This is a genomic window from Staphylococcus sp. 11-B-312 (assembly GCF_016743055.1).
GTDB classification, from domain to species: domain Bacteria; phylum Bacillota; class Bacilli; order Staphylococcales; family Staphylococcaceae; genus Staphylococcus; species Staphylococcus ureilyticus.
This window is the reverse complement of sequence record NZ_CP068241.1, coordinates 1,449,425-1,467,263: the sequence shown is the minus strand read 5'-3', so window position 1 is coordinate 1,467,263 and position 17,839 is coordinate 1,449,425. Positions and strand designations below refer to the sequence as shown.

The window sequence follows — 17,839 nt, the reverse complement described above, 5'->3', positions numbered from 1 at the left end:
TATTAAAAATAAAATAAGATATTGAATATAAATAAGTATAACGATGTTGAAATAAAAAATAAGAAAATATTCGAAATCTAATTGACAATTATTCTCAGTGTTGTATAATGTAATTGAAAATGATTATCAATACTACATAGACATTCCCCCCACACATATTTGTTTTAGTAGAATTGATCATTTTCGTAAATATCCCCTTTTATATGCCCGTAAAAGACTAACGTTGTAAATCAACGTATATATAGAAACCGGTTTGCATTATGAAATCGGTTTTTATAATAATTTTTGACACAATTAAATTAAGTTTGAGATATAAGTATCTCAGATGAATTTAAAAAATGGCAATTTCTATTTTATATAGAAATTGCCATTTGTTCTATTTCGTTATTTTTTAAATTTTTAATTTGTGTCTTAATATTAATGTTGATAATACGACACAAAAAGCACCACCAATGATACCAGCAATGATATCAGTTGGATAATGAACACCAAGATATACTCTTGATGATGAAATTAAAATAATAAATAGTGCTGAAAGACCTATCATAATTCCTTTTGTTTTACCTTTCAAGACACGATTAGCAATGTAAATGGTACTGCCAAAGAAAGCGGCTGACCCCATTGCGTGTCCACTTGGAAAACTAAAACCAGAGATATCTATGAGACGTAATAGTGTAGGTCGTTCTCTGTCAAATACGTTTTTTAATAATGGGTTTAAAGTACTTGATAAACTCATTGCTATTGCAAAGAAAAGTGCCTCTATATTTAATTTTTTAAGCATTAAATAGGCGATAAGTAATAATGATAAACAAACCATTGCCCATACTTCCCCGATTTTAGTTACTCCTAAGAAAAATGTAGTAGTTATAAAACTTTCAGAAGAATATATGAATTCATAAACTTCATTGTCTATCCATTTCCCTAATCTTGATTCATGGAAGGATGCAATAATGCCAAAAATTAATGTAAAAATAATGAGTAGACTTATTCTTTTCCAACGACTCATTGCGTATCCTCCCTATTATTAGTTATTTGCATCTTTAATAATTTTATGAAATAAATCTTGGCGTGTAAAACTTTCTTTGTATGTTTGCATCTGAGTTATAATAGATTCACGGTGAGTTTCGATATCTTTTAACTGATCGATGAGTTTATCCTCGGTTAAAGTGTCTTCAGGAATTGTTCTTCCAAAACCTTTAGATTCAAAATTTTTCGCATTGTCAATTTGATCTCCTCTAGATTGGTCAAGGCCTAATGGAATTAAGAGCATTGGAATTCTTAATGCCAAGAATTCATATATAGCGTTTGAGCCAGCACGACTAATAACTGTGTCTGTTATCGCTAATAAATCAGTTAAATCGTCTTTAACAAATTCAAACTGAACGTATCCTTCTTTATTTGTCAAGGATTGATCCAGCAATCCTTTACCAGTTAAATGAATCACTTGATAATTATTTAATAATGCGTCTAAATTATCTCTAATAATATCATTTAACTTTTTACTTCCAAGGCTACCACCCATGATTAATAAAACCTTTTTATTATCTTTAAATTCTGTTAACTGATAGCCTCTATTTTTATCACCACTTTTTAAATCTTCCCGCACTGTAGCACCTACAAAATCCGCTTTTTCACTCGGCAGGTATTGTAATGTATCCTCAAAGGTTGTATAAATCTTTTTAGCAAACTTTAAAGCAATTTTATTTGCTAGTCCGGGTGTTAAATCAGATTCATGTATAATAGTTGGAATTTTTAGGGATTTAGCAGCGATAACTACAGGCACAGATACAAAACCACCTTTTGAGAATAATAGGTCAGGTTTTTCTTTTTTTAATATGCGTCTTGAATCGAAGATACCTTTTAATACTTTAAAAATATCTTTAATATTTTCAAAAGAGATGTATCGTCTTAATTTACCGCTTGAAATTTTATGATATGGGATTTCTGGTAATTGGGATTCAATCATTTCTCGTTCCATACCATTTTTGGAGCCGATATAAAATGCTTCATGTCCTTCTTCTAAAGCTGTTGGAATCAAACTTAGATTAACAGAAACATGTCCAACAGTACCGCCACCAGTAAATGCGATTTTTGTCATATTATTACCTCTATTCTTCTAATTTTTTATAATAGGCATAGAATGGTTCTCCTTTATCGAAAGGAGGATAATCAATATTTACTTCACCTAATTTGATAAAGCCAAATTTTTGGAATAATCCTTGAGCACGTTTATTCAATGCAAAAGTGTCAGTTAACATTACATGTACATTATCTCGTAAAGCAAGGTTAACAGCAAAATCAAATAATTTTGTAGCAGCACCTTTATATTCTGATGAGGCTGCCAATCTATGAATAACGTATGCATTTTTTCTATCAATTGGCCATGCCAGTTCATCATACCACTCAGATTGTTGCTGGTCGACAACTATAAAGGCAAAAATTGTATCTTTTTCTTCTAAAACAAACAATGAATCTTTACTAATATCTTCTTTGAAATGTGATTTTAATGGATATTGTTCATCCCATTGGTTGTTGTTTTCTTGTTGCATTATTGACTTTGCTTCTTCTACAATCGTTAAAATAGTTGGTAAATCTTCTACGGTACCTAATCTTATCATGCGAGGTTCACCTCTTTATTTTAATTTGTTTAATAGGGTTTGTAATACAGTATCTTCTTTATTTGCTTTATTAACTAAAGCTTGTGTGAATTTATCATTGGTTTGTTTGTTGAATTTTCCATTAACTGTTAAATTATTATCTTTTTGGAATGATTTAATAGCATCTTCTAATTCCTTATCAAAGCGTTTAGATTTATTATTAGACTGATAGTTTAATGCAGATAGACCCACTTTAATTGTTTTAACATGTTTGTCTTCATCACCCAACTGGTATGTCTGTGTATTAGGTATGACGCTTAAAGATTGATATTCAGGTTCATTAATTTTTGTATCAGGATTAATGCCTTTCCCATGAATATAACGAGATTTTGGAGTCAACCATTTCATATTCGTAAATTTTAATAGAGAACCATCATCAAATTCATGTGTGGTTTGTACTATACCTTTACCAAAAGTTTTTGAACCGTAAACTTTAGCTTTATTATAATCCATCATAGCACCAGTGAATACTTCTGACGCGCTGGCCGAACCTTTATTCACTAAAATTGAAACATCCATATTCTTAGCTTCTTTGCTTGCATCGTTTGATGTTTTTATTTGTTCTTTTTGATCGCCTTTTTCAAGTTGAACTGCGGTTTTTCCTTTATCCACGAAAATATTTACCATTTTCACAGCTTCATCAAGCAATCCACCAGGATTATTACGTAAATCTAGAACAATTTTTCGAATTCCATCTTTATGAGCTTTAATAATTAAAGATTTTAATTCACCAGAAGTACTACTTTGAAATTTATTTATTGTAAACACACCAGTATTACCATGTTTTTCATATTCAACACTCTTAACATGTATTTTATCCCTTTTAATAGTGATGTCGTGTTCTTGGTTCGCTCTTTCAATTGTTAATGTAACTTTTGAACCTTGTTTTCCACGCACTTTTTTGACTATAGCTTCAAGTGGTTGGCCTTTAATAGACTTACCATTCACCTTAGTCACTACATCTTTAGGTTGAATGCCAGCTTTTTCTGCAGGAGAGTTTTTCATAGGGCTTGTAATTTGAATTTTATCTCCCTTTTTTTGCATTTCTGCACCAATACCCACAAAATCACCTGAGACATCCTCGTTAAACGATTTAGATTCTTTTTTAGTCATATATTCCGAATATGGATCATCTAAATCTTTTACCATTCCCTTAATTGCAGATTCCGATATTTTTTCTGAATCTGTATTTTTATAATATTCCTTATTTAAAATACTATAGACATCTTCAACCTTTTTCATTTCTGTTCTTTGTTTTCCATCTAACCCACTTGTCCAGTTCATGACTGCTATGGTTGCAAAAACTGTTAAAACTGCTGTTATAAGCACAATACTTATGATTGTTAAAATGAAATTTTTCCGTTTAAAGCTCATATTTTTAGTGGAATATTTGTTATTAGCATCGTTATTTTTAGTTTCTTCGTGGTTTTCATTTTGCATGTCTGATCTTTCCGACATTTTATCACTTCCTAAATATATGTATAATTCAAATCGAAATTTTATTGATTTGAAAATAAAAGTAGCTGGGATTGAATCATTAAAGATTAATCCCAGCTCTCTATGATACTTTATTATTTTAATATACTTTACTATATTCTCTCAAATATAAACTAAGACTAAAATTTTAACCATTCAGTATATTCATCATATAAACTATCAAAAACAGACATTGAAACGGTATAACTTCCTTGCATTTCAATGTAATCTGATAGAGCATGAAAATCTTTTTCCTGTCGTGGAAAAGACAAATCATCAAAAATTTCTTCAGCTAATTCGCCTTTTTCGTCTTTTCGACCACGTGCTGTTAATGCAAATTGATAAAATGAATGATCTTTCATTAGTTCATTGTCACATCAATAATTTTAGTTTCACCTTTAGTTACTGATGTTATATCGTCGGCAATTGCCACAGATGACGTGTTATCTGAGTTTGTAACAATTATTGGAGAAATAACTGATTTAGCATTTTCTTTTATATAATCTAAATCAAAACGTAATAATGGGTCTCCCACACTAACAGTATCGCCACTTTCGACTAATACTTCGAAACCTTCTCCGTCAAGTTGTACTGTATCTAAACCAATATGAACAAGTAGTTCAAGTTCATTATCAGCTTGTAAACCAATTGCATGTTTTGTTGGGAAGATATTATCTACTTTACCATTGATTGGAGAAACAACTTCACCATCAGTTGGATTTACTCCAAATCCTTCTCCCATCATTTTTTGCGCAAACACTGGATCTGGGATATCTTCTATTTTCACATATTCTCCAGTAATAGGTGCATATACACTCGTTTCTTTGTCGACTTCTTTACCTTTACCAAATAATTTTTTAAACATGTCTTGTTCGCTCCTTATTTTTCAAAATGTGGTATTAAATCTCCGTAACCTAATTCTTCCAGTTTTTCAAATGGTATAAATTGCACGGCAGCTGAGTTAATACAATATCTTAAACCGCCACTTTCAGTTGGACCATCATTGAAAACATGTCCTAAATGGCTGTTCGCATCTTCAGAGCGTACTTCTGTGCGCACCATACCAAATGTTTTGTCAACGAGCTCTATGATTTCATCATCATCTAAAGCTTTTGAGAAACTAGGCCAACCACAGTCTGATTCAAATTTTTCTTCTGAGGTAAATAAAGGTTTACCAGAAATTTTATCAACATAAACCCCTTTTTCAAAATGATTCCAATATTCATTTTGGAAAGGAGGCTCTGTTCCATCTTCTTGAGTTACCAAGTATTCCATTTCTGTTAAATCATTTTTATTTTTCTTAATCATATTGTTTCCCCCAATGTTTTTCTATAAAACTTTTTCTGCCAGAACCACGTTGATATTGCTCATAATGCAATGGATTCTTTTTATAGTAATCTTGATGATAGGATTCAGCAGGATAAAAGTTTTTGTATGGTTTTATGGGTGTAATTACGGGTTTATTAAATATTGCCTGCTCATTTAACTCTTGAATTTTTGCTTCTGCAGCTTTTTTTTGTGCTTCATTATGATAAAAAATAGCTGGTTGATAATGTTCGCCTCTATCAAAAAATTGACCGCCATTATCAGTTGGATCAAATGTTTTAAAATAAACATCTAAAATGTTCTCGAAGGAAGTAATTTCAGAGTTATATGTGATTTGTACTGCTTCTACATGGCCGGTTTGTCCATGACTAACATCTTCATAAGAAGGGTTTTCAACATGTCCACCACTATAGCCAGAAACAACATTTTCAATGCCCGGATAAGAGGTGAACGGTTTTACCAAACACCAGAAACAACCCCCAGCTAATGTCGCATATGCCATGGTATACCTCCTTTTTTATTATCTTGTCATTAAGTTATCATTATTTTCAGTGATAAGCTATTAAATTGTTTTGAAAATTTAACAAATGAAAGAATAATTAAAACGAACCTTAATTTATTATAAATTAGTTTATGATTTTAAAACAACTAGACCTATTGCGCCTTCTCCAGTGTGTGTTGATATTATAGGTGTTGTAACATTTGTATCATATTCAGTGATATTAAATTCTTCGGTAAAATGCTTTTTAATTTTATCCACAAATTCTAAAATATTAGCGTGTGCGATACCGATAGATTTAATTTTTTTATCTCCTAAAAACGTACTGATTTCTTTTTTTAGAAATTGAATACTACCATTTTGAGTACGAGAATTATGAATGAGTTCAATTTTACCATCGTCAAGCGTCCCAATTGGCTTAATTTTCATCATATTACCAATTAATCCTTTCGTTTTACTGATTCTACCACCTTTGATTAATTGATTTAATTGGCCAATAACAACATATAATTTTATATTACTTTGTAAGTCAGTTATTTTTGAAACAATTTCTTCTGATGAAAAACCTTGGTTATTCCAATCTACAACATGTTGGACTTGATATCCTAATCCAAATGAAATAGATTTTGAATCTATGACAGTTACCGTACTATCTGTCATTTGACTTGCTTGAAGTGCGGTTTGATAAGTACCGCTAAGCCCTGATGTCATGTGGATACTAATGATTTCAGAACCATCTTTGCCTAATTCATCATATAACTCAATAAAATTACCGATAGCTGGTTGACTCGTTTTTACATCAGCATTTTCTTCTAATTTTTTTATATATGCTTCAGAGGAAATGTCGACTTGATCTACATACGACTTACCATCAATAGTTAAATTAAGTGGGATGACATGTATATCATTATCTTTTAAATAAGCATGAGATAAATCTGATGTTGAATCAGTTACAATTTTCATTTTCATTATTCTTTCCTCCTATGTTGTATCTTTACGAACTAAATGTAGAAATGTATGTGGAATCGTATTTTTTTCATCTAATGTTCCCGGAATAGAAGATTCTACTTCCCATTCTTCAAATGTATAAGGTGGAAAGAATGTATCTCCATTATATTTATCTTCAATTACTGTAATATACATATCATCGACTTTATCAATCATTTCTTCAAATAATGTTTGTCCACCAAAAATGAACACATGGCCTGGCAAATTATATATTTCGTCAATTGAATGGATAACATCTACACCGTCATGTGCGAATGATTTATTTCTTGTTAATACTACGTTTTTTCTATTAGGAAGCGGCTTTCCTATAGAATCAAATGTTGCACGGCCCATAACAAGTGTATTGCCAGTGGATAGTTTTTTTACATGCTTTAAATCATTTGGTAAATGCCATGGTAGTTGATTATTTACCCCAATAACACGTTGCTGATCGTGAGCAACAAGTATAGAAAGTGTCATAATTTCCCTCCTAATAGTAATATAATATTATCAGTAATTATATTAAATCATTATTAATACTAATCATTTTTTAAAATTTTATACAGCTATTGGTGCTTTAATTGCTGGATGTGATTCATAATTTACTATTTCTAAATCTTCATAGTTAATGTCGAAAATAGAGTTATCTGAATTTATTTTAAGTTGTGGTGGCGCATAGCTTGTACGAGACAACTGTGTTTCAATAGCTTCCATATGATTTGTATAAATATGAGCATCGCCGAATGTGTGTATAAATTCACCCACCTCTAAACCACATTCTTTAGCAATTAAATGTGTCAGCAAACTGTAACTAGCAATGTTAAATGGTACACCTAAAAAGATATCTGCACTTCTTTGGTATAATTGGCAACTTAATTTCCCATCTTGGACATAAAACTGAAACATTGTGTGACAAGGTGGTAATGCCATAGTATCGATTTCAGTTGGATTCCAAGCTGAGACAATATGGCGTCTTGAATTCGGATGATGTTTAATTTGTTCGATAACAGTTTTTAACTGATCAAAATGATTGCCATTTTTATCTTCCCAATCACGCCATTGTTTGCCATAAACATTTCCTAAATCACCATATTTTTTAGCAAAAGACGCATCATTTAAAATTAGCTCTTTAAATTTAAGCATTTCCGCTTTATATTTTTTATTAAATGCCTCATCGGTTTGGGCTCTATGACCAAAGTTTGTCATGTCTGGACCTTTATAATCAACTGAGTTAATATAATTTTCAAACGCCCATTCATTCCATATATTATTATTATATTGGAGTAAATATTTAATATTTGTATCGCCTTTGATAAACCATAGTAATTCAGTTGCAATCAATTTAAATGATACTTTTTTGGTAGTTAGCAATGGAAATCCTTTTGACAAATCAAACCTTAATTGATGTCCGAATTTTGAAATAGTACCTGTATTTGTACGGTCTTCTTTTTGCTTTCCTATTTCTAATATTTCGTTACAAAGATCATGATAGGATTGATCAAATGTATTTAGCATGACGAACACACTCCTTTCAACAGTAAAGTTATTTATAGTTAATCATATTTTAAAATACCAATAATTTAAAGAAATAACCACTAGTAAAGTGAAAATATGAGTGGAATTTGAGAATAAAATATGTATTCAGTTTATGCCTTAATAATATTGGCTGGTTGTTCTAATGATTATGATAAATAATTAGAAGTATTATAAACTTTTTAAATAGTTATAATCAATAAAAGGATGACCTAGAAACTACTCAAAAAACAGTAAAAATATGCTCATTAAATTAATGCATGATAAGTATTAAGGATGTTGTACTTGTTATTAAAGCAATTTAAGGCTGAGACATTTATTTATATCTCAGCCTTGGTCTTATTGATTAATCACAATAATCATCAAATATGTCTTTAATATCCATACAAATATCTTGTATATCTCTACCTTCTATATGTTCTCTTGGCATAAAATGTTTTAATTCTTTTCCTTTAAACAATGCATACGACGGACTGGACGGTACTTGTTGAATAAAAGCGCGCATTTCTTCGGTTGCTTCTTTATCTTGACCGGCAAAAACAGTCACTTTATTTGTTGGTTTTTTTTCATTTTGTTCTGCAACAGTAACTGCAGCAGGTCTTGCCAATCCAGCAGCACAACCACAAGTTGAATTAATCACAACAAAAGTTGTTTCATCTTCAGATACATTATTCATAAAGTTATCAACATCAACAGCAGTTTCTAAACTGTTAAAGTCGTGATTTGTGAGTTCGCTGCGCATTTGTGTTGCGAGTTCATTCATATATGCTTCATAAGCATTCATTTATAACACTCCTATTTCATTTAATGATAGTTTCTTTAGCTATTATTTCGATTTGCAATTTGCTTCCAAACGGAACCTAATGCCTCATCGCCATTTTCAATTCTTGTTATAGCCATTTCGATTTGCAGCTTCACTTCATAGGCTGAATCGTCAGCATGTTCACGAAGTGAATTTAACTGCTCTGGCCCACCTTCATCAAAAATAAACATTGCTGCTCTCCATCTGACTATTTTATGTGGATCGTCTAATGCTTTTTCCATTTCTGGTAATGCTTGTTTGAAACCTAAATCGCTTAAACAATCACCAGCAGTTCTTCTTACTGCAGGGCTTTTATCGTTTAAGCCTTTATAGAGGTATGGGAGTACGATTTCATCTTCAATCATTCCAAGGAGTATAATTGCTTCACGTCTTAATGGTGTTTTCTGTTCATCACTCACGACCTCACCGAGCAACGGTAAATCTTCAATTGTAGGTGTTGGGAATGATTTTAGCATTCTTAATCGTTCTTTCCAACTTTCAGTTGCTTGGTATGCTTCCAATGTTACATGTCGGTATTTAGTTTCAGGAATTGTAACGTTGGATGCTAAAGCTTCTTCAACTCGTTTTTGCAATTGATCTTTAGGATAGATTGCCGTTATTTCTTCAACGACGTCTTCCATTACCTCTGAGAGTTCGCCATAGCGTATTCCAAAATCTTCCCATTTACGTTGGAACACAACATTATCATCATCTTTCTGTGCAGCTAACATGCTATCAACATATATTTCAGGTAATTGTTTACGTTGTTCTTCTGAACTTGTCGTTAGTTTAATTTGATAAGGAATACCTTTGAATGTCAAAACCTCTGCTTTTACTTCACCAAAATGTTCATCTGGTTGTGCTTCGGAAGTTATTTCTTGTTCATCATTGAGTGTTGCTGTTACTTTTGGTAAAACATCTTCCCAATCAAATTTTGGTTTTTTATCTACAGCCAAAAAATCCATTACATGAAATATAGATTTAACACCATCAATTGCTAAAACATCATTGATAAAATCAGGTTGCCCTTCTGCGACTGATGAATAAGTATTAGACTGGTTATCTTCTCTTTTTTCACTTAGTACAATTTTCATTGTATTTGGACTTGGTGTAGGTTCAACACGTACTATTTCCATTAAGGCACCCTCCTTATGTTTATATTTCTTCTAGAGCTTTTGTGATGTTTGGTAAAAGTGTATCCCAATCTACTTCTGAATTTTTATCTACAGAAATAAAATTCATTGCTTGAAATATAGATTTAACACCTTCTACATCTAGTACTGCATTGATGAAGTCAGGTTGTCCCTCTTTAACTTTTGTATATGTGTTAGGTTTGTTATCCCCACTATCTATGTTTAAATCAATTTTCATCGTATTTGGATTTGGTGTCGTAGCTATATTTATTATTTCCATAATCGTATGCTCCTTTTTATTGTAATTCATTGCCAATTTGCTTAATTTGTTTTCCGACAGAACATTCATTAATACAAAAATGATGTGCTTGTGTTTTGCCGTTTGTCTTTTTTATATGACGTTTCAATAAACACGCTTTACAATATGTGTTCATTAATTGGTCTATGGCATCAATTGCCTCTTTTTCAGAATAGGTTAGAATACGTTTCACGCTCCTGTACTTCTAAAAATGAATTATAAGTACCCAACTAGTTAATTTATTATAAGATTTGAGACTTGTTGATATTATATCATTTGTAACAACGATTGTTTAATCATTAATATGAAATATAACATTAGTATAAATATTTAAAAAATCAGTTGAAGTTTGAACTTGCTTTTTTAATATTTTCTAGTAAAATAATGTAGTTGTTTATTTTGCGGTTTCTAAACACCCGCATTATCAAAATTTAGGAGGAATAAAATTGTTTAATGAAATATTTGGCGTTATTACTTTTTTAGTAACATTCATATTATTAGTTACTATGTATCGTTTGTTTGGTAAACATGGTTTGATTGCATGGATTGCTATTGGCACCATTATAGCTAATATCCAAGTTATTAAAACAATCGATATTTTTACTATTTCAGCAACCCTGGGAAATGTTATGTTTGCATCTATCTATTTAGCAACTGATATTTTAAATGATATTTACGGACGCAAAATAGCTAAACGTGCAGTTTGGTTAGGTTTTTGTTCGACATTGGTGATGATTATCGTGATGCAATTTTCGCTTCATTTCACGCCTTCCCCGGTAGACAATACACAAAAAGCATTAGAATCTATTTTTAATATTGTTCCAAGGATTGCTTTAGGTTCGGTTATAGCATACATTATTGGACAACATTTAGATGTATTACTTTTCTCATTAATCAAAAAAGTGTTTAGTTCAGATAGAACATTTATTATAAGAGCTTATGGTAGTACTATTTTAAGTAATATCGTGGATACTGCGTTATTTGTCATCATTGCTTTTTTAGGTGCAATGCCAAATGAAGCGGTATTTGAAATCTTTATTACAACATATTTATTAAAAATTGTTTCTACTATCTTTAATGTTCCTTTTGGTTATTGGGCAAAATCAATGTACCGAAAAGGCAAAATACAAAAATTAGATGAAGGTTATTAATGACATGTTTTAATATAACTGAGGAAAAGCCCGTAAATGATTAACAGATAAGTTCATTTACGGGCTTATTTATTTCTGGTGATTTAATATAATTATAATATTTCAATTATCTTTTCTTTTAAGAACTTGAATGTGTGATACCCTTCAGTTTCTAAAAAGTGGCCGTTATGATTTATATAATGTGTATTGACATTTAATTGTTTTGATAATCTATCTGTCGCGTCTATATTCACTACTGGATCATTTAAAGCACCAATTGTAATAATGTGTTGCGCGCATAATTTATCGAGTTTTATACGTGTGTTATCTATATATTGATTTAATTCGGGTATGTTCGATAACTTTTCGTTAAAACCTGAAACTAGAAAAAGGCCTTTTATTTTTGAATGAGGCTTAACAGAAGTTAAATAATGTAATATTGATATGACTCCCAAACTATGTGCAACGATAATAGTTTCTGAATTCAATTTACTTTGAATAATATCATCTATTGCTTGACACCATGAATCAAGTTCAGGATGATCAGAATTTGGTAAGTGTATAATTTCAACATTATAACCATATGCCTCTATTTGTGAGGCTAACCATTGAAACCAATGGCTTTTTGTACTAGCTTGATAGCCATGTATAATAAACATATTTTTCAATTAGATCATCCTTTATTAAATTAATGTTGTGCTTTTTTAACGACGGTAATAGCTTACGTTATATTGATGTATTTTTCCAAGAAAAATGCATCTACATGATTATACTTATTTATGTTCTTTTGATAATATAAAATTAACTTATTAAATTTGAAGGTGAATTTATGGCGAAAATATATTTTGATGCTGCTACAGCAGGCAATCCTGGTCAAAGCGCATGTTCTATCGTTATCATTACTGAGCAAGAACGATTGCATTATGACTGTGATTTAGGAATCTTAGACAATCATAGTGCAGAATGGGCAGCTTTCGTATTTGCATTGGAATGTGCAAAACACCACGGGATTACTACAGCACTCGTATACACTGATTCGAAATTAATAGAAGATAGTATGAACAAAGGACAAGTAAAAAATAAGCAGTTTATAAATTACTTGCTCAAAATAAAATCATTAGAGTCATATTTTGATTTATTGTTTGTTAAATGGGTTCCAAGGAATCAAAATAAAGAAGCAAATCATCATGCCAAAAATGCCTTATATAAAATTACTAAAACAAGAGCAAAAAAGCGTTAAATCAAAACAGTATCTTAACAATTCAAAGTCAGTAGGATATTTGAAAACTTATTATGACGAAAATCAGAAATAGTCCCTTTCTATAGTGAGAAACTTTTAATAGATGATTCTAAACACATTTTTTGAATTTAAACCTTTATTTTAAAATATATGAGTGTGACTACAGGATAGAAGGATATCATTTTTATCTCGTTAAACATGTACGATGAAAAGGATTAGACAATAATTATAAAGGACTCGTACGTATTTATTTGAATACGTATGAGCCCTTTATTTTTTATTTAACTAAAATGTGTAGCTAAGTATTTTCCTGATACATAGAGTTCATGTTCTTTACAAATATTTAGTATTTCAGCTAAATCCGTCCCAAACTTCATGTCGTTTAATAAATCAGAAGTATTAATAGGTACTTCTGTATGAATTTTAGCTAGTGATTTAGAAAGTTTCAAATTGTATAAATTATCTTCTATTTTATGTCTTTGACCAGGTGTCAATTCGTTTAAAGCGTCAATCACTGCTTCAACAGAACCATGATTTTGAATAAGTTTTATAGCAGTTTTTTCACCAATCCCTTTAACACCAGGATAACCATCAGCACTATCTCCCATAAATGCTTTAACATCTATTAATTGTAGCGGATTTAATCCATATTCATTTTGAAATCTGTCTAATGTATAGCGGTTGTATAAGTTAAATCCTTTTTTAGTTAACCAAATTTCAACATTAGGATTAATACATTGTAGAATATCTTTGTCACCAGTGATTACAAAAATTTGATTTTGTTGTGAATATTGATGTGCCAAAGTGCCTATTACATCATCTGCTTCATAATTTTGGACACCAATATTTACAAATCCAAATTGGTTTGATATTTCTTTAACATAATCAAATTGTGGTATCAATTCTTCTGGTGGTGCGGGTCGATTTTGTTTATATCCGTCAAACATTTCATTTCGAAATGTAGATTTACCCATATCCCAACACACAGCCACATGTGAAGGTTGTATTTCGTTTATCGCAGTAAATACATGACGAACAAACCCTTGAACACCGTTTGTAGGAATACCTGATGAATTTCTCATGAATTGTTTGTGTAGGCTAGTTGCGTAAAAATGACGAAACAGCAGAGCCATACCGTCTATTAATAATATCTTTTTGGACATCGTAAGTACCTCTTTCTAAATTAACAACTGAGCTTTTAATTCGCTATTTGTTTCTTGGAGTTGTTTTATTAAAGAATGATCCATTTCAAATGCTAAGAGTTGTTTAATTTGTGTGTGTATATCTTTTTCATACTGATTGAATTTTATTTCTGCATCATTATTCAAATTATTCACGATTTCAATTAATGCTTTTCTTAATTCAGCTATACAAGGTTTAAGTTGTACGAGCGTGTTTTGAGTTATTGTGGTTTGAACTTCATTTTGCATTTTTGGCTGCAAGATGTTCTTTTTCGTTAATGATTTAGGCAAAGCGGAAAGCATTTGACTTAAATCAATTTTTAAATAAGGATCGTCTAGTTCTATATTACTCTTATTAAATTCAGGTTCAATGAAAATGTGTAATTGCTCTAATTTTTGTTTTAAAGGAGCAATTTCTTCATGTATTTGTTGAATGAAATACTTTTTAACACGTTCCACTAGTAAGGATTGTTCTAAATACAATCTTTGATGAATTTGATCTAAGTATTGCTTTGTGGAATGACGTTTTGCTTCGTTAAAGTTGTTGCTCTGTGTCATTTGCCCATTATAAATTGATTTAACTTCATCTAACAACTGAATTTTCAAACGTTCATTGAGGTGATAAATTTGATCTTCAACTTCATTTGAAGCACGCTGCACGGCAATTTGTAATATATTATTATTCAGTAATATTTGATTATGATACTGCTCGAGTTTGTTTTTACGTTGCTTAATTTTAGATTGATTATGCTGTGCGTCTTCTATCATTTGGTCAAATGCTTCTGAAATATTGGTTAATTGTTTCGTCATTTGTTGTTGCAATATATCTTTAGACTCAACTTGAGTAAAATAGTTTATACTATTTTTTAGTTTATCAATTCCTAAGTCTCCTGTTTTTAAAGCTTCTCGACTCGAAACTGCAAAAATGTCCGAATTCATATTTACTTGGTTAAGTGCATCACTTACATAGTTTATGACTGCATTTAAGTCTTCTTCAGTTTCAGCTAAATCAGTTGCATTTATGACCATTTTAAATGCTTGATTTTCACTTAATTGGTTCATTTCTTTCATATGTTCTATAAAGCGTTTGTCATTATCTGTGAATGAATGATTAAAATAACTTACATAAAGTATTAAATCTGAAGAAGTTAAAATCTTTTCTGTTTCATTTGTATGACGTTGATTATTGGAATGTAACCCAAGTGAATCTACGATAACTTTATCTTTCAACCAATCGATAGGTAATTTCAAATGAACTGTATTTACAAAGGTTGCATATTCGTCTTCTGCACTCCATTTTTTTATTTCATCCCGTGCAATGGTATGTGTTAAACCTTGTTCTAACATTTCTTGATACATCGCATAATGTTTCTCAATCGCATTGATAAATGCTAATTTGTTTTTTTCTAAAGATGCTGTTAGTTTTTCTGTGTTTTGATTTAAAAATGCCTCTATTGAATCAAAAGTTTTGTTTTCCAATTCAAATAATTGGTTTAACTCTTCTAAGATTTGCTCAGGTGATTTAAGTGTAATTTGACTTTCTTCACCGTATGTCAGTTCTGTCATTGCTGCTGTTGTAGGATTTGGTGAACTAACAAGATATGCATCGCCTAGTAGTGCGTTGATTAAACTACTTTTTCCAGCACTGAACGTCCCGAAAACACCTATTTTAATGATTTTATGATCTAGGCGTTTCAGTGTATCGTTGATATCTTGTTTTGTTTGTTCGAATAATGGAATATCTTTTATCAAGTTTAATGAATTTTTTATATCTTGAATTGAAGTATCCGTTGTTTTTGTTTTAGTGGTATTAGAACGATTCTGTTTTTGAACTTCTGAATGCTCTGGTTTAGCTTGATATGTGATTTCTTCTCTATCTATTAATTTATCTAGTGAATCATCAATATGAATGTAGTAGTGTCTATAATTTTGTGTTTCAAGTGATTCTCTTAGATTACGCAACTCCATAAATTTAACATAATCATTGTAATCTTCTACTTCTTCTGTGCCAATGTCGTTTGCTTGAGAATGGCTGATTGCTTTCTCAAATAATGGTTCAGTTTCTTTAATAATAAATTGTTTAATAGATTTCATTAAGTCATCTGAAAATGTTAAAACATATTGATTACTAATAGATATTTGCATTTGATACAAATCATCTATGAGATTTGGAGGCATTTGATAGTGTTGGTTTAAAATCGCATCATTTACTTCGGATGAGTTAATAAATCGCGTTAAAAATGACATATCTTCTCTCAAAGGTTGGCGTATTTCTTGATTTACTTTTTCTTGTAATTGCTCAAGTAATTCTTGAAGTCTAATTTGTTGCGTTTCTAATGTTTTTTTCTTTTTATTGAATATGCCGCCTACTTTAAAGTCTTTAGTTTTGCTCTCTAAATAAGTTCTTATTTTTTCTCTAGTATCGTGCGTCATAACATATGCATTGTCGAGAATCGCTTTACGCTTTTGTTTTAAGAAATCATACAATTGATCAGGGTTATTAAGTAACTTCGCTTCTTCACTTACTTGTTGATGTTGTTGAAAGTTTAAATATGCTTGGTCAAAGTCTTCTTCAAATATATCTAGCTCATTTAGAATCGTTTGAATTTCATGTTGTATAAAAGATAGTTGTTCGTCTGTAATAAAATTCACAGTACGCTCCACATAATCCGCCATTGATTCTCTATGTTGATCTTTATCGATGAGATAATCTGAAAGTGCTTGAATTTGGTTGTGTTCATGTTCAAATTTAGAAACATAAAATATTTGATCTAATTTGATTTCCCATTCAGCAATTGATTTTTCAACGCGTTGTTTAAATGTGTCGAATGGAATTTCCGATTCATGATGTTTATCTATTTGGTTGATAACAAAAACGACCGGAACACCAGCATAGTTCAGCTGTTTCATAAATTGAAAATTCATTGCAGATTGAACATGGTTATAGTCTACTGTGTAAAATAAAACATTACTTGTATACATAAATTCTTCAGTACTAGATTGGTGTGTTGATACATTTGAATCAACGCCTGGTGTATCTTGAAGTGTGAACCCTTTATTAAATTTATCAGAAGGAAATTTAATTTCTACAGATTCAACGTCAATATTTTCACGATTCATTTGTTTAACTTCATCGTAGTTTGTTAATAAAGTATATTTTTGGTTGTTCAAATTAGCTATAATACCTGGTTCATCTGATACAGAGACAATTGCTGTGTTACTGGTTGTGGGCACTGGTGAACTTGGTAGTATGCTTTCTTCTAGTAGCATATTGATAAGTGTGGATTTGCCTGCTGAAAAATGGCCGACAAAAGTAGCAGTAAACTGTTCTAAAAATATTTTTTTAATGACTTGATTTATAATATGAATCAATCTATGATTGTTTGATTTTTCAACCTCTTTTTTTAATTTATATAGTATATCGAGTTGCTTCGTTTTAGACATGTTATGTATCCCCTTTATTACTTATATGTAATTAATTTCTATTGTATAACAAATTAATGTGCGTCTAAAGTAAGTTAGCAAAATTAAATTGTATTTAGCAATGTTTTATAAGTAGAAATGTAAAAAGTATTTT

General features: G+C 30.7%; 20 protein-coding genes. 2 read left to right on the top strand and 18 right to left on the bottom strand.

All coding sequences use genetic code 11. The features are described from left to right. Positions 1–391: 391 nt before the first annotated feature. The 15 genes from JG554_RS07065 to JG554_RS06995 form a co-directional block, all read right to left on the bottom strand. Positions 392–1,006, bottom strand: coding sequence for a phosphatase PAP2 family protein (locus JG554_RS07065; RefSeq protein WP_046208270.1), 615 nt, complete (start codon positions 1,004–1,006; stop codon positions 392–394). A gap of 18 nt (positions 1,007–1,024) precedes the next feature. Then, complete coding sequence (locus JG554_RS07060; RefSeq protein ID WP_046208269.1) at positions 1,025–2,098, bottom strand: undecaprenyldiphospho-muramoylpentapeptide beta-N-acetylglucosaminyltransferase; 1,074 nt, start codon at positions 2,096–2,098, stop codon at positions 1,025–1,027. Positions 2,099–2,108: 10 nt separating this feature from the next. Continuing rightward, the gene (locus JG554_RS07055) at positions 2,109–2,618 is read right to left on the bottom strand and encodes a GNAT family N-acetyltransferase (protein WP_064208958.1); all 510 of its coding nucleotides are present in this window, start codon (positions 2,616–2,618) and stop codon (positions 2,109–2,111) included. A 15-nt stretch (positions 2,619–2,633) separates the two neighbouring features. After that, positions 2,634–4,115: a S41 family peptidase gene (locus JG554_RS07050; RefSeq protein WP_070038171.1), complete on the bottom strand. Its 1,482-nt coding sequence runs from the start codon at positions 4,113–4,115 to the stop codon at positions 2,634–2,636. 158 nt (positions 4,116–4,273) lie between these two features. Beyond that, positions 4,274–4,495, bottom strand: a complete 222-nt coding sequence (locus JG554_RS07045; protein ID WP_046208266.1) for a YozE family protein — start codon at positions 4,493–4,495, stop codon at positions 4,274–4,276. After that, entirely contained in the window at positions 4,495–4,998 is a 504-nt protein-coding gene (locus tag JG554_RS07040) for a PTS sugar transporter subunit IIA (RefSeq protein WP_046208265.1), read from the bottom strand. The genes JG554_RS07045 and JG554_RS07040 overlap by 1 nt, the downstream gene beginning before the upstream one ends. A gap of 14 nt (positions 4,999–5,012) precedes the next feature. After that, positions 5,013–5,441, bottom strand: a complete 429-nt coding sequence (msrB, locus tag JG554_RS07035; protein ID WP_046208264.1) for a peptide-methionine (R)-S-oxide reductase MsrB — start codon at positions 5,439–5,441, stop codon at positions 5,013–5,015. Next, positions 5,434–5,961 (bottom strand): peptide-methionine (S)-S-oxide reductase MsrA, encoded by a 528-nt coding sequence (gene msrA / locus JG554_RS07030; protein WP_046208263.1) that lies wholly within the window; start codon positions 5,959–5,961, stop codon positions 5,434–5,436. Before msrA ends, msrB begins: the two co-directional genes overlap by 8 nt. Before the next feature lie 129 nt (positions 5,962–6,090). Further along, a complete protein-coding gene (locus JG554_RS07025) occupies positions 6,091–6,930 on the bottom strand; it encodes a DegV family protein (RefSeq protein ID WP_046208262.1) in 840 nt (279 codons plus the stop codon). 9 nt (positions 6,931–6,939) lie between these two features. After that, entirely contained in the window at positions 6,940–7,425 is a 486-nt protein-coding gene (locus JG554_RS07020; RefSeq protein WP_046208261.1) for a dihydrofolate reductase, read from the bottom strand. A 78-nt stretch (positions 7,426–7,503) separates the two neighbouring features. Beyond that, the gene (locus JG554_RS07015) at positions 7,504–8,460 is read right to left on the bottom strand and encodes a thymidylate synthase (RefSeq protein ID WP_070038173.1); all 957 of its coding nucleotides are present in this window, start codon (positions 8,458–8,460) and stop codon (positions 7,504–7,506) included. Between the two features lie 364 nt (positions 8,461–8,824). After that, a complete protein-coding gene (gene brxA, locus JG554_RS07010) occupies positions 8,825–9,262 on the bottom strand; it encodes a bacilliredoxin BrxA (protein ID WP_046208259.1) in 438 nt (145 codons plus the stop codon). A gap of 35 nt (positions 9,263–9,297) precedes the next feature. After that, on the bottom strand, positions 9,298–10,416 hold the full coding sequence (locus JG554_RS07005; RefSeq protein ID WP_046208258.1) for a conserved virulence factor C family protein: 1,119 nt from the start codon (positions 10,414–10,416) through the stop codon (positions 9,298–9,300). A 19-nt stretch (positions 10,417–10,435) separates the two neighbouring features. Next, positions 10,436–10,693, bottom strand: a complete 258-nt coding sequence (locus tag JG554_RS07000) for a NifU N-terminal domain-containing protein (RefSeq protein WP_046208257.1) — start codon at positions 10,691–10,693, stop codon at positions 10,436–10,438. Positions 10,694–10,709: 16 nt separating this feature from the next. Then, positions 10,710–10,904, bottom strand: a complete 195-nt coding sequence (locus JG554_RS06995; protein WP_046208256.1) for a zinc-finger domain-containing protein — start codon at positions 10,902–10,904, stop codon at positions 10,710–10,712. A 253-nt stretch (positions 10,905–11,157) separates the two neighbouring features. Here JG554_RS06995 and JG554_RS06990 point away from each other — a divergent pair, with 253 nt between their 5' ends. Next, the gene (locus tag JG554_RS06990) at positions 11,158–11,862 is read left to right on the top strand and encodes a queuosine precursor transporter (RefSeq protein WP_046208255.1); all 705 of its coding nucleotides are present in this window, start codon (positions 11,158–11,160) and stop codon (positions 11,860–11,862) included. 92 nt (positions 11,863–11,954) lie between these two features. Here JG554_RS06990 and JG554_RS06985 read toward each other — a convergent pair whose 3' ends face one another. Then, positions 11,955–12,500, bottom strand: coding sequence for an RBBP9/YdeN family alpha/beta hydrolase (locus tag JG554_RS06985; protein WP_225309918.1), 546 nt, complete (start codon positions 12,498–12,500; stop codon positions 11,955–11,957). A 170-nt stretch (positions 12,501–12,670) separates the two neighbouring features. On the opposite strand from JG554_RS06985, the gene JG554_RS06980 reads away from it, so the two are divergent. Beyond that, positions 12,671–13,081: a ribonuclease HI family protein gene (locus tag JG554_RS06980; RefSeq protein WP_046208253.1), complete on the top strand. Its 411-nt coding sequence runs from the start codon at positions 12,671–12,673 to the stop codon at positions 13,079–13,081. A gap of 281 nt (positions 13,082–13,362) precedes the next feature. Here the strand turns inward: JG554_RS06980 and JG554_RS06975 are convergent, their stop codons facing one another. Both JG554_RS06975 and JG554_RS06970 read right to left on the bottom strand, forming a co-directional pair. Next, positions 13,363–14,244, bottom strand: a complete 882-nt coding sequence (locus JG554_RS06975; RefSeq protein ID WP_046208252.1) for a 5'-3' exonuclease — start codon at positions 14,242–14,244, stop codon at positions 13,363–13,365. Positions 14,245–14,259: 15 nt separating this feature from the next. After that, entirely contained in the window at positions 14,260–17,706 is a 3,447-nt protein-coding gene (locus JG554_RS06970) for a dynamin family protein (RefSeq protein ID WP_070038181.1), read from the bottom strand. Between the last annotated feature and the right edge of the window lie 133 nt (positions 17,707–17,839).

What these genes read in the sequence shown, in the direction of transcription:
- JG554_RS06970 (WP_070038181.1), bottom strand. Translation starts at nt 17,706, where the DNA reads ATGTCTAAAACGAAGCAACTCGATATACTATATAAATTAAAAAAAGAG.
- JG554_RS06975 (WP_046208252.1), bottom strand. Translation starts at nt 14,244, where the DNA reads ATGTCCAAAAAGATATTATTAATAGACGGTATGGCTCTGCTGTTTCGT.
- JG554_RS07065 (WP_046208270.1), bottom strand. Translation starts at nt 1,006, where the DNA reads ATGAGTCGTTGGAAAAGAATAAGTCTACTCATTATTTTTACATTAATT.
- JG554_RS06985 (WP_225309918.1), bottom strand. Translation starts at nt 12,500, where the DNA reads ATGTTTATTATACATGGCTATCAAGCTAGTACAAAAAGCCATTGGTTT.
- JG554_RS06980 (WP_046208253.1), top strand. Translation starts at nt 12,671, where the DNA reads ATGGCGAAAATATATTTTGATGCTGCTACAGCAGGCAATCCTGGTCAA.
- JG554_RS07015 (WP_070038173.1), bottom strand. Translation starts at nt 8,460, where the DNA reads ATGCTAAATACATTTGATCAATCCTATCATGATCTTTGTAACGAAATA.
- msrB (WP_046208264.1), bottom strand. Translation starts at nt 5,441, where the DNA reads ATGATTAAGAAAAATAAAAATGATTTAACAGAAATGGAATACTTGGTA.
- JG554_RS07020 (WP_046208261.1), bottom strand. Translation starts at nt 7,425, where the DNA reads ATGACACTTTCTATACTTGTTGCTCACGATCAGCAACGTGTTATTGGG.
- JG554_RS07050 (WP_070038171.1), bottom strand. Translation starts at nt 4,115, where the DNA reads ATGTCGGAAAGATCAGACATGCAAAATGAAAACCACGAAGAAACTAAA.
- brxA (WP_046208259.1), bottom strand. Translation starts at nt 9,262, where the DNA reads ATGAATGCTTATGAAGCATATATGAATGAACTCGCAACACAAATGCGC.
- JG554_RS07000 (WP_046208257.1), bottom strand. Translation starts at nt 10,693, where the DNA reads ATGGAAATAATAAATATAGCTACGACACCAAATCCAAATACGATGAAA.
- JG554_RS07060 (WP_046208269.1), bottom strand. Translation starts at nt 2,098, where the DNA reads ATGACAAAAATCGCATTTACTGGTGGCGGTACTGTTGGACATGTTTCT.
- msrA (WP_046208263.1), bottom strand. Translation starts at nt 5,961, where the DNA reads ATGGCATATGCGACATTAGCTGGGGGTTGTTTCTGGTGTTTGGTAAAA.
- JG554_RS07055 (WP_064208958.1), bottom strand. Translation starts at nt 2,618, where the DNA reads ATGATAAGATTAGGTACCGTAGAAGATTTACCAACTATTTTAACGATT.
- JG554_RS07005 (WP_046208258.1), bottom strand. Translation starts at nt 10,416, where the DNA reads ATGGAAATAGTACGTGTTGAACCTACACCAAGTCCAAATACAATGAAA.
- JG554_RS07045 (WP_046208266.1), bottom strand. Translation starts at nt 4,495, where the DNA reads ATGAAAGATCATTCATTTTATCAATTTGCATTAACAGCACGTGGTCGA.
- JG554_RS07040 (WP_046208265.1), bottom strand. Translation starts at nt 4,998, where the DNA reads ATGTTTAAAAAATTATTTGGTAAAGGTAAAGAAGTCGACAAAGAAACG.